General features: G+C 73.3%; 11 protein-coding genes. 2 read left to right on the top strand and 9 right to left on the bottom strand.

The annotated features are described in order from the left end of the window. Positions 1-308: 308 nt before the first annotated feature. From ACQY0Z_RS10085 to ACQY0Z_RS10065, 5 genes are all read right to left on the bottom strand, one after another. Positions 309-1283 carry a nucleoside triphosphate pyrophosphohydrolase gene (locus ACQY0Z_RS10085; RefSeq protein ID WP_254588697.1) on the bottom strand — a complete coding sequence of 325 codons (975 nt, stop codon included), beginning with the start codon at positions 1281-1283 and terminating at the stop codon, positions 309-311. 19 nt (positions 1284-1302) lie between these two features. Further along, entirely contained in the window at positions 1303-1950 is a 648-nt protein-coding gene (locus tag ACQY0Z_RS10080; RefSeq protein WP_189895917.1) for a SurA N-terminal domain-containing protein, read from the bottom strand. Positions 1951-2110: 160 nt separating this feature from the next. Further along, entirely contained in the window at positions 2111-3607 is a 1497-nt protein-coding gene (locus tag ACQY0Z_RS10075) for a protein kinase domain-containing protein (protein WP_275981759.1), read from the bottom strand. A 38-nt stretch (positions 3608-3645) separates the two neighbouring features. Continuing rightward, on the bottom strand, positions 3646-4302 hold the full coding sequence (locus ACQY0Z_RS10070; RefSeq protein WP_189895921.1) for a hypothetical protein: 657 nt from the start codon (positions 4300-4302) through the stop codon (positions 3646-3648). Positions 4303-4466: 164 nt separating this feature from the next. After that, a complete protein-coding gene (locus ACQY0Z_RS10065) occupies positions 4467-6623 on the bottom strand; it encodes an N-6 DNA methylase (RefSeq protein WP_439812129.1) in 2157 nt (718 codons plus the stop codon). Between the two features lie 206 nt (positions 6624-6829). Between ACQY0Z_RS10065 and ACQY0Z_RS10060 the strand changes: the two genes are divergently transcribed. After that, positions 6830-7327 carry a hypothetical protein gene (locus tag ACQY0Z_RS10060; RefSeq protein WP_189895925.1) on the top strand — a complete coding sequence of 166 codons (498 nt, stop codon included), beginning with the start codon at positions 6830-6832 and terminating at the stop codon, positions 7325-7327. A gap of 42 nt (positions 7328-7369) precedes the next feature. On the opposite strand, the gene ACQY0Z_RS10055 is transcribed toward ACQY0Z_RS10060, so the two are convergent. Further along, a complete protein-coding gene (locus tag ACQY0Z_RS10055) occupies positions 7370-8119 on the bottom strand; it encodes an HNH endonuclease family protein (RefSeq protein ID WP_254588347.1) in 750 nt (249 codons plus the stop codon). Between the two features lie 193 nt (positions 8120-8312). Between ACQY0Z_RS10055 and ACQY0Z_RS10050 the strand changes: the two genes are divergently transcribed. Then, on the top strand, positions 8313-8498 hold the full coding sequence (locus ACQY0Z_RS10050; protein WP_189895927.1) for an Rv0909 family putative TA system antitoxin: 186 nt from the start codon (positions 8313-8315) through the stop codon (positions 8496-8498). Between the two features lie 78 nt (positions 8499-8576). On the opposite strand, the gene mfd is transcribed toward ACQY0Z_RS10050, so the two are convergent. The 3 genes from mfd to ACQY0Z_RS10035 form a co-directional block, all read right to left on the bottom strand. After that, entirely contained in the window at positions 8577-12110 is a 3534-nt protein-coding gene (mfd, locus tag ACQY0Z_RS10045) for a transcription-repair coupling factor (RefSeq protein WP_439812128.1), read from the bottom strand. Positions 12111-12348: 238 nt separating this feature from the next. After that, a complete protein-coding gene (locus ACQY0Z_RS10040; protein ID WP_381728456.1) occupies positions 12349-14928 on the bottom strand; it encodes an ABC transporter permease in 2580 nt (859 codons plus the stop codon). Then, positions 14925-15743: an ATP-binding cassette domain-containing protein gene (locus ACQY0Z_RS10035; RefSeq protein WP_189895931.1), complete on the bottom strand. Its 819-nt coding sequence runs from the start codon at positions 15741-15743 to the stop codon at positions 14925-14927. The genes ACQY0Z_RS10040 and ACQY0Z_RS10035 overlap by 4 nt, the downstream gene beginning before the upstream one ends. Positions 15744-16177: the final 434 nt, after the last annotated feature.

Raw genomic sequence — 16177 nt, 5'->3', positions numbered from 1 at the left:
GTCCCTGCGGGGCCGTGGGGGCAGGGTGCGCAGTTCCCCGCGTCCCTGGGGGGTGGGTGGTTCGCGTCGTGGGGATGTGCGGGTGCGTGGGGGTTGCTCGCGCAGTTCCCCGCGCCCCTTCGGGCCCTGACGGGCCTCGCTACGGGGCCGTGGGTCCCTGCGGGGCCGTGGGGGTTGCTCGCGCAGTTCCCCGCGCCCCTGAGGGGGTGGTTCCTGCGCTTCTTGAGGGGCGGGGGTGTGGTACGCCTTCAGGGGCGCGGGGAACTGCGCGGACGGGGGTTCGGGGGCGGAGCCCCCGTGGCGGAGGGTTAGGCGTCCCCCGCCTTTTCGGTCGCGCGGATCGCGTCGCGGTACGCCCGGGCTGCCGCCCGGAGGGCCGCTTCCGCGTCCACACCCTCCCTCTCCGCCCTCGCGGCCAGCGAAAGCAGCTCGTAACCGACCCCCTCCCCGGAGGGGAGAGGAACAGCGAGGCCCGCCGAGCGGGCACGCGACGCCAGTTTCGTGGCCAGCGCCAACGCCGGCTGCCCCACAGGAACCCCGTCCGTGACGGACTCCCTCCGCTTCTCCTCCGCCTTCGTCCGCATCCAGTGCGCCTTGACCTCCTCCGGCGTCCGCGCCGTCTCCTCCCCGAAGACGTGCGGGTGCCGGTGGACGAGCTTGGCGACGATGCCGCCCGCGACGTCGTCGACGGAGAACGGCTCCTCCTCGTGCTCCTCGGCGATGCGGGCGTGGAAGACGACCTGGAGCAGCACGTCCCCCAGTTCCTCGCGCAGCTCGTCGCGGTCGCCGTCCTCGATGGCCTCGACGAGCTCGTACGCCTCCTCGATGCCGTACTTGGCGAGGCCCTTGTGGGTCTGCTGCGAGGACCAGGGGCACTCGGCGCGGATGCGGTCCATGACCTGGACCAGGTCGAGCAGGCGGGCGCCGGGGAGGTCGTAGGAGGCGGGGAGGAGTTCCAGCTCGGGCATGGTGACCCGGCCGCTGCCGGCCATCCGCGCCAGTCCGTCGGTGAGCGCGGGCTCGCCCTCGCCGGTGGCGACGACGACCACCGTGCGGCCGCCGGCGCAGGCGTCGACGACCTCCTCGGCGGTGGGCGCGGCCTCCTCGACGGTTATCCCGGCCTCGCGCAGGTAGGGCAGCTGCGGGTGGGCGCCGTCCGCGCACAGCACCCGGTCGGCGGCGTGCAGCGCCTGCCAGGCGGGCCAGGACAGCAGTCCTGGCGCGACCCGGTGGCTGGTGGTGAGCAGGACGACACGGCCGGGGGCGGGGCTGGTTGCGTTCACCCTTCGAAACTAGCCCACGTCACAGCCCCAGCGGCGGCCCGTCCACGGCGGTGACGTCCTTCACCCACGGGGTCTTGGCGTCGACGCGGCTGCTCTTCTGCGCGTCCCACTCGCCGTAGCGCGGGTTGAGGTCGACGTCGAGCTCCTTGCTCGCGTCGGACAGCGCCCTCCAGAACTCGGGGCTGCTGGTGTCGGTGCCGAGCTCCTGGGCGAGCTTCTGCGCCGTGACCTGGAGCCGGAGGTTGTCGTCGAGGCGCTGCGGCGGCACCCCGTACTGCTGGAGCCAGGCGGCCTCCAGCGCCTCCGCGCCGCCGGCCTGCTCCTCGAACTCGGCCCGCGTCCGCTGCACCTCGCGGTCGGAGACGGTCACCCCGGCGTCGCGCGCGGCGCGCTCCAGCACCCGGTCCAGCACCATGCTGTGCAGGGTGTCGCGGGTGAGGCCGCCGGTGCGGGCGATGGCCTGCTGGTACTGCGCGTCGTCCGGGACGGCCTCCCGCTGGGCGGCGCGCACCTCGTCGACGCGGTTCTCCAGCTGCGACACGGTGATCCGCTCCCCGCCGACCACGGCCGCCGCACCGGGGTGCGCGTCGTTCCCGCAGGCGGTGAGCAGAGGGGCCGCCGCGATCGCGGCGGTGAGGAGGAACGCGGTGCGACGACGGCGGTGCAAGGAAACCTCCTGAGGAGAGCTTGTGCGGCGGTGCACAAAGTCTTGCGGTGATCGATGGTAGGCATCGGCCAAGCTCTGGCCAACCCATTCGACCAACGATTCACGGCGACTTCCGGCACCGCCGCGCCCGCCGTCTCCCCCGCGCGGGCACGGCCGCGGCCTACCCGCGCACCTGCCCCAGCCACTGGAGGGTGCGCCGGATGTCCGCCGCGAGCGGGTGCCCGGGACCCTGGACGCGCTCCACGTCGTGGAGCAGCCGCACCAGCGTGTCGTGCGCGGCGGCCCGGTCGCCGAGGGCGAGCAGCAGATGCCCGATGCGGCGCCGTACGTCGTGGGCCTGCTGCGGGTCGCCCGCGGCCACGTACTGGTTCTCGTAGTACGGCAGCAGCGCCCGGTACTCGGCGAGGGCGGCCGCCGGGTCGCCGAGCTGCTCCAGGCACTGGGCGGCCTCGTAGCGGTGACGCAGGGACTGCGGGTCGGCCTGGCCGGCCTCGGCGGCGCGCTCGTCGGCGAGGCGGCGCAGCTCGGGCAGGGCGCGCCGGTACTGGCCGTCGTCGAGGAGCGTGGCCGCGTACTGCTTGCGCAGGGTGCGCACCACCGGGGAGTGCTCGCCGTGCTGGTCGGCGGCGACCGGGAGGATCGAGCCGAGGATGTCGACGGCCTGGGTGATGCGGCCCTCGCCGAGCAGCCGCTTCACCTCGTCGACGGCGGCGGCCACGTCGGCCTTCTCCGCCGTCGGCGCGGGCGGCGCGGCGGGCGCGGGCTGCGGCGCCGGCGTCCTGGCGCGGTCCGGCCAGGGGGCGTGCGGGCGCAGGAAGGGGCGGGTCGGGTCCAGCGGGGCGCCGGTGGGCGTGCCCCGGGAGGGCAGCAGCAGCGCCAGGTGCTCGTACACCTCCTGCGCGGAGTCCGGGCGGTGCTGCGGGTCCTTCGCGAGCAGCCGCAGCACCAGGGCCTCCAGCGCCTCCGGCACCTCGGGGCGCAGCCGGCGCACCGGCACGGGCGGCTCGTACAGGTGCCGGTGCAGCACCCCGAGCGCCGTGGAACCGGAGAACGGCACGTCCCCGCTGAGCAGTTCGTGCATCAGCACGCCGAGCGCGTACAGGTCGGTGTACGGGCCGACCGCGCCGCCCATCGCCTGCTCGGGCGCCATGTAGGCGGGCGAGCCGATGGGGGTGCCGGTGTGGGTCAGGCGCGTGGTGTCCGCGTCCATCACGGAGGCCACGCCGAGGTCGAGCACGGTGACCGTGCCGTCCTGCTTCACCATCACGTTCCGCGGCTTGAGGTCACGGTGGACGATCGGCACCGCGTGCACGGCGCTCAGCACGGCGCACAGCTGCGCGGCGACCGCGACCGACCACTGCCACGGGTACGGGTCGTGCTCGGCGAGGTGGTCGCCGAGGTCGGCGCCGTCGACGTACTGCATGACGAGGAACAGCTCCTCGCCCTCGCTGCCCGCGTCGTGCACGGTGACCAGGCCGGGGTGGTCGACCTGCGCGGTCACCCGGCACTCGCGCACGAAGCGGCGGCGCAGTTCCTCGGCCTCGTGTCCCGCCACCTTGTCGGGGCGCAGCAGCTTCACCGCCACGCGCCGGTCCAGCCGCTTGTCGTAGGCCGTCCAGACCTGTCCCATGCCGCCCTGGCCGATGAGCGTGGACAGTTCGTACCGTCCGGCGACGACCCGTCCCGTCGTCACGCTCACCGTCCGCCCTCGTGGTCACCCTGCGGCCGCTGCTGTCCGTCCTGCCGGCGCAGGTAGTCGCTGAGCTCGTCGAGCTCGGCGCGCACCTGGTCGATCCGGGCGGGCGGGGGCCCCTGCGGCGGCTGCGCCTGCGGCGGGGGCACGGGGGTGTGCGGGGCGGTGGAGGGCGGCACGGGGCCGGGGTACGGGGTGTGCGGAGGCTGGGGCTGCGAGAGGGACGTGGGCGTGTACGGCGAGGCCGGCTGCGGATAGCCGTAGGGCGTCGGGCCGCCGGGGGCGTGGACCGTGGTGGCGTGCGGGGACGGCGGTACCGGGCCGCCGTACGGGTTCTGACGCCGGGGCAGGCGGATGTCGACGGTCAGGTAGTACGCGCTTGCGCACGCGCCCAGGGCGAGCATGACGGCAAGGCCCACGTCGCCCCGCCAGTCCTCCTCGGGGACGGACCCGATCACGGCGATGCACGCCACGACCAGCGGGATGCTCACCCAGGCCGCTATCCAGTCGAAGACCCGTCCGCGCAGCACCGCGACCCGGAACAGCGGCACGGCGGTCAGCATGCCGCAGCACAACACCCCTGAGGCCGCGTACAGCACGCGCTGCGTGATGACCGATCCCGAGCTGGGTGGGGGCGGCGGCGCGCCGTGGCCGTACATGCTGCTCCTGGGCTGTGTGGCCGATGTGTGGACTCCGGTGGAGAGTCCGAGCGTATCGGCCCGGGGCGACAACCGGTCCGTGATGTACCGAACCGTTGTCGTACGGGGTGCGTTCGGAAGCCGCGGGATGCCGTACGGGAGCCGTTCCGGGAGCCGCGCGGCCGTCAGCCTGGGGCGATCGTGCCGTCCGTCAGGCCGTCGTACATCCCGCGCACGAGCTGCTCGCCGAGGCGTCCGGCCTCCCTGAGCGCCCTCTCGAACGAGTCCAGGGCCCGGAAGCGCTCGCCGTAGCGCCGCTGTTCGTCCGGCGCCAGGCGCGGGAGCTGGAGGCGGCGGACGTCGAGCCGGGTGGCGGTGGACGCGTAGCTGCTGGCCTGGCGGTGGTTGGCTGTGCCGCGCAGGAACCCGGCGAGGAACCACGCGTCGAGCGCCGCCGGGTCGGGGCGCAGCAGCACGAGGTTGCGGCCGAGGACGGCCCCCGCGGTCGTCTCGTCGACGACGCGGGCGACGGCCCCGCCGCCGAGCACGGGCAGCACGACGTCGCCCGGCTCGGTGAGCACCGGCTCCTCCTCGCTCTCCGGGAGCGTCCCGGAGGGCGCGGTCCCGGCCAGCACGTCGTGGTCGGTGAGCACGGGCACGCGCGCGTGGCCGCCGTGTCCGCCGGTGCGCATCACCAGCGCGCCCGCGCGCGCCAGTTCGCCGACGGTGGTGAGCGGGTGCCGCCCGGACGCGGCGGAGGACGGCACGGGCTCCGCGGGCGGCGGGGCCAGTTCGGCGGTCAGCCGCAGCGTCTCGTCGAGCCGCGCCCGAACGTCGGTGAGCCGGCCGGCGCCGTCGGTGTCCGCCGGGGGCGGCAGCCGGCGGGCGGGGGTCAGGTCGACGTCGTCGTCGAGGAGTTCGATGACCGGCACCGAACGGGCCGGGCCGGGCCGTTCCTCGACGGTGCCTTCCCGGTCGAAGGCTCGCCAGGCGTCCAGCACGGTCTTCCGCACCCCGGGCCAGTCGGGCCCGCCGCGTCCCTCGGCGGTGAACCGCCCGGCGTCGACGAGCAGCACCTCCGGCTGGGCGGGCGTCCGGTCGGGCCGGCGCAGCACCCACAGGTGCAGCGGCACGCTGTACGGGGGCGCGGCCCCGGCGGGCAGGGCGACGACGGCGCGCAGCGCGCCCCGGCGCAGCAGGTCGGCCCTGATCCTCCGTCCGGAGCGGCGGGACGCCACGGCGGGCGGCATCAGCATCACGGCGGTGCCGCCGTCCCTGAGCCGTGCGAGCGCGTGCTGCACCCAGGCCAGCTCGGACTCGGTGCGGGCGGGGAAGCCGTACTCCCAGCGCGGGTCGTAGGCGAGGTCGTCGTGGCCCCAGTTGCGCTCGTTGAACGGCGGGTGGCACAGCACGGCGTCGGCCCGCAGCTCCGGGTAGGCGTCGGCCCGCAGGGTGTCGCCGGCGGCGGCGTGCACGGGGGCGCGGGTGTGCAGGGCGAGGCGCAGGGCGGTGAGGGCGGCGAGCTCGGGCGAGCTGTCCTGGGCGTGGAGGCGCCGGTCGGGGCGGTCGGCGAGGGCGCGGAGCAGGGCGCCGGTGCCGCAGGCGGGGTCCAGGACGGTGGCGGGGGCGCCGGCGAGGTCGGCCATGAGGGCGGCGAGGTCGGGCGGGGTGAGCGTGTACTGGCGCGGGTTGGCGTCGAGGTGCCGGCCGAGCAGGAACTCGAAGGCGGGGCGGGCGCCCCGCTCGGCGGCGAGTTCGGCGACGCCGCGCAGGAGGGGGACGGAGGGGAGGAGGCGGGGGGCGGCGGGGATGTCGAGGGCGGGGGCCGCCGGGGTCGCCGGGGGTGCTGGTGTCGCCGGTGCGGCGGGCGCGGCGGGAGCGGGCGGGGTGTTCACAGGGTGCTGACCGTTCACGCGTGAGCGGCCGGCGCGGCCCGTCCTGGCCGTCTCGGGCATGCGCGGTGTGAGCACCTCCTCCAGCGCCGCGGGCAGCATCGCGGCGAGCCGCTCGTCGGTGCCGGAGCTGATGTCGAGCCAGACGGGCGGCCGGTCGTGGATCAGCAGCAGCGCGCAGCCGGCGTGCACGAGGGCGGTGACCGGCCCGTCGGGATGGCCGGCGAGCTGCTGCCAGACGCGCTCCTTGAGCGGGACCTCGGCGAGCTTGCGGTGCCGCCGCAGCCACTCCTCGACCTCGGCCAGGGCGAACGCGGGGCTGGTCTCGGTGCCGCCGACCGGCCGGGGGAAGTCGGCGTGCCGACGGCGCCAGTTGCTCACCGCGGCCCTGCCCACGCCCGCCAGCCGGGCGATCCCCGCGGCGGTCACTTCAGTCGCGTTGTCCTGCATCCCGGAACCCGCCCCCGCTCTCCCGCTGCTCCCTTTGTGACGACGAGCATACCGAGGACCGCACGAACGAGCGGTTCACGCCCGTGCACACTTGGATTCACAGTCATCATGTTGACTCGGTTCACAGTCTCTGCTCTGATTGACCCCGCAAACGAGCGGCCGCCGATGAAACGGGGGCGGCCGACGCCTGGGGAGGGGACACCGTCATGGGTATGAAGAGCAAGATCGCGCTGGGCGCCGTCGTGGGGATCGTCGTCATCGGCGCCGTCTCGGCCAACGCCGACAACACCGACACCGGCTCCGCCGACAAGGGCGCCTCCGCCTCCGCGGACCGGCAGCCCGGAGGGGGCGCGAAGGACGCGGGGGCCGACGCCGGCCAGGGCGAGGGGCAGGCCGAGAACACCGAGAAGGCCGAGAAGAAGCTGTCGCAGGCCGAGCAGTTCAAGGCGTTCGTGGAGGAGAACGGGACGCCCCAGGAGAAGGAGGCCGTCGCGCACGTCACCAAGGTGCAGGGCGCCGACGAGCAGAACGACATCCTCGACACCGCCGACATCTACACGGACTTCACCGGCGGACTCATGGGCGAGGGCTCGGGCCCGGCCAAGCTGATCGCCTCCGCCTTCGCCGACTGGAAGCAGAGCGAGAACGGCCTCGTCACCGTCTACGACGCCGACGGCGAGCTCCTCGGCAACGGCCAGTTCTGACGCCGCCCCGCTTCCACGGAGAGCCGGCGCACGGCAGGGGGTTCAGACCCCGCACTGCTCCCGCATGGTCTCCTTGTCCGCCTTCGTCACCGGCATCTCGTACTTCACGGCGACCTGGGCGAAGCGGACGGCGTAGGCGCAGCGGATGCCCTTGCTGGGCGGGAGCCACGAGGCCGGGCCGGAGTCGCTCTTGGCGGAGTTGGCGCTCCCGTCGACGGGGAGCAGGTTGAGCGGGTCGTTGGCCAGCTGCCGGCGCTTGGCCTCGGACCAGCGGGAGGCGCCCATCTGCCAGCTGTAGGAGAGCGGCACGACGTGGTCGATCTGCACCTCGGAGGCCTGCTGCTTGCGCCACTCGATGGTCTTGCCGGTGTAGGGGTCGGCCAGGGTGAGGGAGACGACGACGCAGTCGGAGCCGGAGCGGAAGCGCAGCTCCTGGCCGTCGCGCTGGAGGATGTCGTTGCGGGTGTCGCAGCCGTTGCGGGCGAGGGGGACGCCGTCGGCGGTGTCCATCCACGCGTAGCCGTACTCGTCGCGGTCGTAGCCGGTCTTGGGGCCGCGGCCCTTGGTGGCGACCTTGTCGATGAGGGCGGCGGCCTCCGCGCGCTCCTGCGCGTCACGCACGGGGGCGAGGCCGGGGCGGGTGCCGTCGGGGTTGTCCAGCGGGCTCGCCGCGCGCCCGTCGGGGGCCGGCGCCCCGCTGCCTCCGGACGCGGGGACGTCCACGTCGGGTATCGACTCGCACCCCGCGAGGAGAACGACCGCGACGGCCGCCGCTCCTCCCCCGCGCCGCATCCTGCTGCCCCACCCCAGGTCTCGCGTCACCGCGCCCCTCCCTTGCCCTTTTCTCCACCCTGCCCCGGCAGGAGCGGTCCATCCGGAAGCTCACCGTAACGAGCGAGTGGTCCAGACCTGTCGCCGCCCGCTTGGGCATGCTCCGCGATCCACGCGTATGGTCGGATTTGGGCTACTTCGGAAGGAGCTCTGGATGGGCATCCTCGACAAGTTCAAGAGCAACAAGTCGGCGCAGAAGGCCGCGCACAAGGCCTCCGACGCCGCCGAGAAGAAGATGAACGAGAGGACCGGCGGCAAGTACGAGCAGCAGATCGACACCGGCCAGCAGCAGGCGGAGCGCCGGGCCGGCATGGAGCGCGACCGTCCCGACCAGCCGTAGGGCCTCACACAGACATCAGGGCCGTCCGCGATGCGCCTCGCGCGCACCGCGGACGGCCCTGCCGTACGGTCAGCCGGCTTACGACCCGAGCACCGAGGTGAGGAACTCCCCCACCCAGCCGAGCAGGTCCCGCCCGACCAGCGGCTTGCCGCCGACCTTCGCGGTCTTCGGGCGCGGCACCAGCACCTGGCGGGACGTCGGCTTGATCACCGAGCCGGGGTAGAGGCGCTTGAGCCGCAGCTCCTGCGACTCGCGCAGCTCCACCGGCGCGAACCGGATGTTGTTGCCCTGCAGCACGATCTCGCCGACGCCGCACGCCCGCGCGAGCATCCGCAGGCCCGCCACCAGCAGCAGGTTCTCCACCGGCTCCGGCAGCTTGCCGTAGCGGTCGACCAGCTCGTCGCGGACCGCCTTGATGTCCTCCTCGCTGTTCGCGGAGGCGATCGCCCGGTACGCCTGGAGGCGCAGCCGCTCGCCGGGCGCGTAGTCGTGCGGGACGTGCGCGTCGACCGGCAGCTCGATCTTCACCTCGAGCGGCGCCTCCTCCACGGCCTCGCCGGTCTCCAGCTGGCGGCGGTAGTCCGCGACGGCCTCGCCGACCATCCGCACGTACAGGTCGAAGCCGACGCCCGCGATGTGCCCGGACTGCTCGCCGCCGAGCAGGTTGCCCGCGCCGCGGATCTCCAGGTCCTTCATCGCCACGTACATGCCCGCGCCCATCTCGGTGTGCTGGGCGATGGTCGCGAGCCGCTCGTGCGCGGTCTCCGTCAGCGGCTTCTCCGGCGGGTACAGGAAGTACGCGTACCCGCGCTCCCGGCCTCGGCCGACGCGGCCGCGCAGCTGGTGGAGCTGGGACAGGCCGAAGTTGTCGCCGCGCTCCACGATCAGGGTGTTGGCGTTGGAGATGTCGATGCCGGACTCGACGATCGTCGTCGACACCAGCACGTCGAACTTCTTCTCCCAGAAGTCGACGACGACCTGCTCCAGCGCCTGCTCCGACATCTGGCCGTGGGCGGTCGCGATGCGCGCCTCGGGCACGATCTCGCGGAGCCGGGCCGCCGCGCGGTCGATGGACTCGACGCGGTTGTGGATGTAGAAGACCTGGCCCTCACGCAGCAGTTCACGGCGGATCGCGGCGCCGATCTGCCGCTGGTCGTAGGGGCCGACGAAGGTGAGCACCGGGTGGCGCTCCTCCGGCGGGGTGGTGATCGTCGACATCTCGCGAATGCCGGTGACCGCCATCTCCAGGGTGCGAGGGATGGGCGTGGCGGACATGGTGAGCACGTCGACGTTGGCGCGGAGCTTCTTCAGCTGCTCCTTGTGCTCGACGCCGAACCGCTGCTCCTCGTCGACGATGACCAGGCCCAGGTCCTTGAACTTGGTCTCGGACGAGAACAGCCGGTGCGTGCCGATGACCACGTCCACCGAGCCGTCCTTCAGCCCCTCCAGGACCGCCTTGGCCTCGGTGTCGGTCTGGAAGCGGGACAGCGCCCGCACGTTCACCGGGAACTGCGCGTACCGCTCGCTGAACGTGCCGAAGTGCTGCTGCACCAGCAGCGTCGTCGGCACCAGCACCGCGACCTGCTTGCCGTCCTGGACGGCCTTGAACGCGGCCCGCACCGCGATCTCCGTCTTGCCGTAGCCGACGTCGCCGCAGATCAGCCGGTCCATGGGGACGGATTTCTCCATGTCCTCCTTGACCTCGGCGATGGTGGTGAGCTGGTCGGGCGTCTCCGCGTACGGGAAGGCGTCCTCCAGCTCGCGCTGCCACGGGGTGTCCTGGCCGAAGGCGTGCCCGGGCGCCGCCATCCGCGCGCTGTACAGCTTGATCAGGTCGGCGGCGATCTCCTTGACGGCCTTCTTGGCGCGCGCCTTGGTCTTGGTCCAGTCGGCGCCGCCGAGCCGGTGCAGGGTGGGCGCCTCGCCGCCGACGTACTTGGTGATCTGCTCGAGCTGGTCGGTGGGGATGTAGAGCCGGTCGCCGGGCTGGCCGCGCTTGGCGGGGGCGTACTCCACGACCAGGTACTCGCGGGTGGCGCCCTGCACGGTGCGCTGCACCATCTCGATGTACCGGCCGACGCCGTGCTGCTCGTGGACGATGTAGTCGCCCGCCTCCAGCGTGAGCGGGTCGATGGTCTTGCGGCGCCGGGCGGGCATCCGGGCGCCCTCGCGGCCGGACGCCTTCTGGCCGGTGAGGTCGGTCTCGGTGAGCACGGCCAGCTTGAGCGCCGGGGCGACGAAGCCGTGGTCGATGCAGCCGCAGGAGACGTGCACCACGGACGGGGTCAGCTCGTCCAGGTCGTTGTCGAGGCGGGCGGCGATGCCCTCGCCGCCGAGCACCTCCACGGTGCGGGCGGCCGGGCCGTGGCCCTCGGTGACGTAGACCGTGCGCCAGCCGTCGGCGAGCCAGCCCTTGGTGTCGGCCAGGGCCCGCGCGGTGTCGCCGCGGTAGGACTCGGGGGCGTGCAGGCCCAGCTTGAGGGTGTCCGCGTCCAGTTCCTCGTCGGCGGCGAACGGGGACACCGTCCACCACATCATGTCCAGCTCACGGGCCCGGTCCCGGACGTCGGCGAGGGACCACAGGGAGGCAGCGCCGACGTCGATGGGCGCCTCGCCGCCGCCGGCGGTGGCCGCCCAGGACGCCTGGAGGAACTCCTGCGAGGTGGCGACCAGGTCGGAGGCGCGCGTGCGCACCCGCTCCGGGTCGCAGACCACGGTCATGGCGCCCTTGGGCAGCACGTCCAGCAGCAGCTCCATGTCGTCCACGAGGACCGGGGCGAGGGACTCCATGCCCTCCACCGCGATGCCCTCGGCGATCTTCCCGAGCAGCTCGCCCAGCTCCGGGTGCTCCTCGGCGAGCGCCCGCGCCCGCTCGCGCACCTCGTCGGTGAGCAGCAGCTCACGGCAGGGCGGCGCCCACAGTCCGTGCTCGGCGACCTCCAGGGAGCGCTGGTCGGCGACCTTGAAGTAGCGGATCTCCTCGACGTCGTCGCCCCAGAACTCCACCCGCAGGGGGTGCTCCTCGGTGGGCGGGAACACGTCGAGGATGCCGCCGCGCACCGCGAACTCGCCGCGCTTCTCGACGAGCTCCACGCGCGCGTACGCGGCGGCGGCGAGGGCGTCGACGACCTCGTTCAGGTCGGCGGTCTGGCCCGTGCGCAGGGAGACCGGCTCCAGGTCGCCGAGGCCCTTGACCTGCGGCTGGAGCACGGACCGCACGGGGGCGACGACGACGGAGACCGGGCCGGTCTCGGGGTCGTCGGGGCGGGGGTGGGCCAGGCGCCGCAGCACGGCGAGGCGGCGGCCGACGGTGTCGCTGCGGGGGCTGAGCCGCTCGTGCGGCAGCGTCTCCCAGGACGGGTACTCCACGACGCCCTGGGGCGGCAGCAGCGAGCGCAGTGCGGCTGCCAGGTCCTCCGCCTCGCGTCCGGTGGCCGTCACGGCGAGCACCGGGCGGCCCGCGTCACGGGCCAGGGCGGCGACCGCGAAGGGACGGGCCGCGGGCGGGCCGACCAGGTCGACGTGCATGCGGTTGCCGTCGGCGGCGGCCGAGACCGCTTCCGCGAGGGCGGTGTCCTTGACGACGGCGTCGAGCAGACCGTGCAGGCTCATGCGGGGCGGAATCCCTTCCGGGGATGTGCAACACAACGGGCCCGACACGCGCCGCGGGCCGGGGGTGTCCAGGGTACGTCGCCCCGCCGACAGCCGCCGGGGCTGTGGACGACGACGGGCCACGCGCCCCGCCCGTCGCACGCGCCGGAGCCGGAAGGCCCCCGTGGGACCTTCCGGCTCCGGTCTCCCCGCAACCCCCGTGTGCGGTGAACCTCTGCTCTGCTGCTCCTGCCGGCCGCTACTCGGTCGCGATGGCGTTCAGGACGTTCATCCGGCCCGCCCGGAACGCCGGGACCAGCGCGGCGAACAGGCCGACGAACGCCGATCCGGCGAACACCCCGGCGATGGTGGGCCACGGGATGTCGAGGACCTTCAGGCCCTCCAGGGCGAGGAGCTGCTGGGCGGTGGCGCCCCAGCCGAGGCCGAGGCCGAGGCCCAGCAGGGCGCCGAAGAGGGCGATCACGACCGACTCCATGCGGATCATGCGGCGCAGCTGCCGGCGCGAGAGGCCGATGGCCCGCATCAGGCCGATCTCCCGGGTGCGCTCCACGACCGACAGGGCCAGGGTGTTCACCACGCCCAGGATCGCCACGACGATCGCCAGCGCCAGCAGGCCGTAGATCATGTTGAGCAGCTGCCCGATCTGGTCCTTCAGGGCCTCCTTGTAGTCGGTCTGGTCGCGCACCTCGTACTGCGGGAAGCGGTCCATGGACTGCTTCAGCGCGGCGTACGCGGCGTCCTTCCGGCCGTCCTCGGCCGAGGCGAGCACCATCGCGGTGAGCGGTATCTCCTTCTTGGGCACGTACCGGGCGAGGGTGTCGATCGACGTGTACATCGCGCCGGCGTCGATGGCGCCCTCGCTGCTGGTGATGGCCCGCACGGTGAGGGTGCCGGTCCTGCCGTCCTCGAAGGCGACGTCGACCGTCGAGCCGAGGGTGATGCCGTGGTCCTTCGCGTAGTCCTCGTGGACGGACATGGAGTCCGGCCGGTAGGCGTCCGCGAGCTTCCCCTCGACGGTCTCGATGCGCATGTCGACGGCGTACGTCGGGTCGGTGGCGGTGATCGCGGTGTCGTCGCCGGTCTTCCCGTCGGGCGTGGTGAAGTCGGCCTTCGTCCACTTGTACTCGGTGACCCGGTCCAGGCCCTCGGTGGCCTTGATCGCCGCGACGGCCTCGGGGCTGACGCCCTGCCCGTTGTCGTCCTGGACGATGAAGTCCGTGCCCACCACCTTGTCGAGCTCCTCCGTGGCCGAGGCGACCATGGAGGAGCCGACCACGGACAGGCACGCCACCAGCGCGAGGCCGATCATCAGCGCGGCGCCCGTCGCGCCGGTGCGGCGCGGGTTGCGCAGGGCGTTGCGCTCGGCCATGCGGCCGACCGGGCCGAACACCCTCAGCAGGACCGCGCCGAGGACGCGGACCACGCCGCTCGCGAGCACTGGGCCGATGACGACGAAGCCGATCAGGGTCAGCACGATGCCGAGGCCCAGCCACATCGAGCCTTCGGTGGCCTTCTCGGCGGCGCCCGCCAGGTAGAGGGCGGCCGCCCCTCCTCCGGTGAGGACCAGGCCGGTGACGGCGCGGAGCCGGCCGGTGCGCCCGTCCGCCGGGGTGCCGGCGTCGCGCAGCGCGGCCATCGGGGAGATCTTGCCGGCGCGGCGGGCCGGCAGGTAGGCGGCGAGGACGGTGACGACCACGCCGAGGAGCAGGCCGACCGCGGGGGTGGTCCAGGCGACGGTGAGGTCGTCGGTGGAGAGCTCCATGCCGATGGCGCCCATGAGCTTCATCAGCCCGACCGCGAGGCCGACGCCCGCGCCGACGCCGAGGACGGAGCCGACGACGCCGAGCAGCAGCGCCTCGACCAGCACGGACCGGTTGACCTGGCGGCGGGAGGAGCCGATGGCCCGCATCAGGCCGATCTCCCGGGTGCGCTGGGCGACCAGCATGGAGAACGTGTTGATGATCAGGAAGATGCCGACGAGGAAGGCGATCCCGGCGAAGCCGAGCATCGCGTACTTCATGACGTTCATGAAGCCCTCGACGTCCTTCTGGTTGGCCTCGGCGGTCTCCTTCGCGGTGAGCACCTTGTAGCCGCCGCCGAGCTCGGCCAGGACGTTCTGCTTGAGCCGGTCGTCGCTGACGCCCTCGGCGGCCGTGACGTTGACGCCGGTGTAGACGCCGGTCGAGCCGGTCAGGACCTTCTGGGCGGTCGGGGTGTCGAAGTAGAAGACCGCGGCGCCCGGGTTGGTGACGGTGAAGTCGGCGATGCCGGAGATCTTCGCCGTGTGCGTGCCGAGCGCGGTGATGACGCTCAGCTCGTCGCCGATGCCCAGGTCGTGCTTCTCGGCGGTGTCGGCGTCGAGCATGATCTGGCCGGAGCCCTTCGGCGCCGCACCGGAGGTGATGTCCATGATGCGGGCGTCGTTGCTGTTCCAGCTGCCGACGACGGTCGGGGCGCCGCTGGTGGGCGACAGGTTGTCCCGGTCGCCGTCGATGACCGTGACGGCGGTGGAGGACACCGCGCCCTCGGCCTCCTTCACGCCGTCGGCGCGCTTCACCTCGTCGACCACGGAGGCCGGTATCACCCGCGGCCTGCCGTTGGCGGCGGAGGTCTCGCCGTCCGCGCCGGCGTCCTCGGAGCTGACGGTGACGTCGGAGGCGGTCGCCGCGAACAGCTTGTCGAAGGTGGTGCCCATGGTGTCCGTGAACACCAGCGTCCCGCACACGAACGCCACCGACAGCAGCACCGCCACCGCCGACAGGGCCATGCGTCCCTTGTGCGCGAGGAAGTTGCGCAGCGAGGTCTTCAGCACGGTCATGACGTGCGCCCCCGGGCGTCGGAGTCGGGGGTCCGGGGGTCCCCCCCAGAGAAGCACAGCATGCGGTCGAGGACCTGCTCGGCGGTGGGCTGGTGCATCTCGTCGACGATGCGGCCGTCGGCCAGGTACAGCACGCGGTCCGCGTAGGAGGCGGCGACCGGGTCGTGGGTGACCATGACGATGGTCTGGCCCAGCTCGTCGACCGAGCGGCGCAGGAAGCCGAGCACCTCGGCGCCGGCGCGGGAGTCGAGGTTGCCGGTCGGCTCGTCGCCGAAGATGATCTCCGGCCGGGCGGCCAGCGCCCGCGCTACCGCGACCCGCTGCTGCTGGCCGCCGGAGAGCTGGGTGGGCCGGTGCTTCAGCCGGTCCGCGAGCCCGACGGTCTCCACCACCCGGTCCAGCCACGCCTTGTCGGGCTTACGGCCGGCGATGTCCATGGGCAGCGTGATGTTCTCGATCGCGTTGAGCGTCGGGAGCAGGTTGAACGCCTGGAAGATGAAGCCGATCCGGTCGCGGCGCAGCCGGGTGAGCTTCTTGTCCTTCAGTCCGGTGATCTCGGTCTCGTCCAGGTAGATCTGACCGCTCGTCACGGTGTCGAGCCCGGCGAGGCAGTGCATCAGCGTGGACTTGCCGGATCCCGAGGGGCCCATGATCGCGGTGAACCGGCCGCGGGCGATGTCCACGTCGACGTGGTCGAGGGCGACGACGCGGGTCTCCCCCGACCCGTACGCCTTCACGACCTGCCGCGCCCGCGCGGCAACGGCCGTAGTCCCTCCAGTACCCCCGTGCCTGGGAATGGTCACAGCCGATGTCACGGTAAGTCTCCTATGTCAGTCGTCAGAAGAAAGCGGTGCTCCCGGCGGCCGCCCGTCTGTGCGGCGGCCGCCCGGTGCGTGGTGTGCGGGTCGTGCTTCAGTCTGGCGGGGGGAGGGGGTCCGGCGCGCTGATGCTCAGCGCAGTCTTCTGCTGTGGAAAACCCCACCCCCGCTGCTGTGCTCCGCCGCCCCCCAGCGGCGTAAAGCCAGGTTAAGGACGGGGGCGGTCCCTTCTCGTCCTCCGGCGGGACGAACCCTCCCCGAGCCGGGGTACGGAGATGCCCCTAGGGGCTCTCACCCCTGGGGCGGACACCGTCTCGGGGTCGGTCATCCTTCGGTCGCCCCCTTTCTCCTCCCGCCCGCACCCCCGGGCCCGCCCCGCCGGGCCGGACCAGCGTCCACCCTGACGCCGCGTCAGGGGCAAGCGGAGGGCC

The sequence above is a fragment of the Streptomyces sp. P9-2 genome (assembly GCF_051903975.1).
Classification (GTDB): Bacteria; Actinomycetota; Actinomycetes; order Streptomycetales; family Streptomycetaceae; genus Streptomyces; species Streptomyces cellulosae.
Note: the sequence above shows the minus strand (reverse complement) of the source record. Positions and strands in the feature narration are given on the sequence as shown.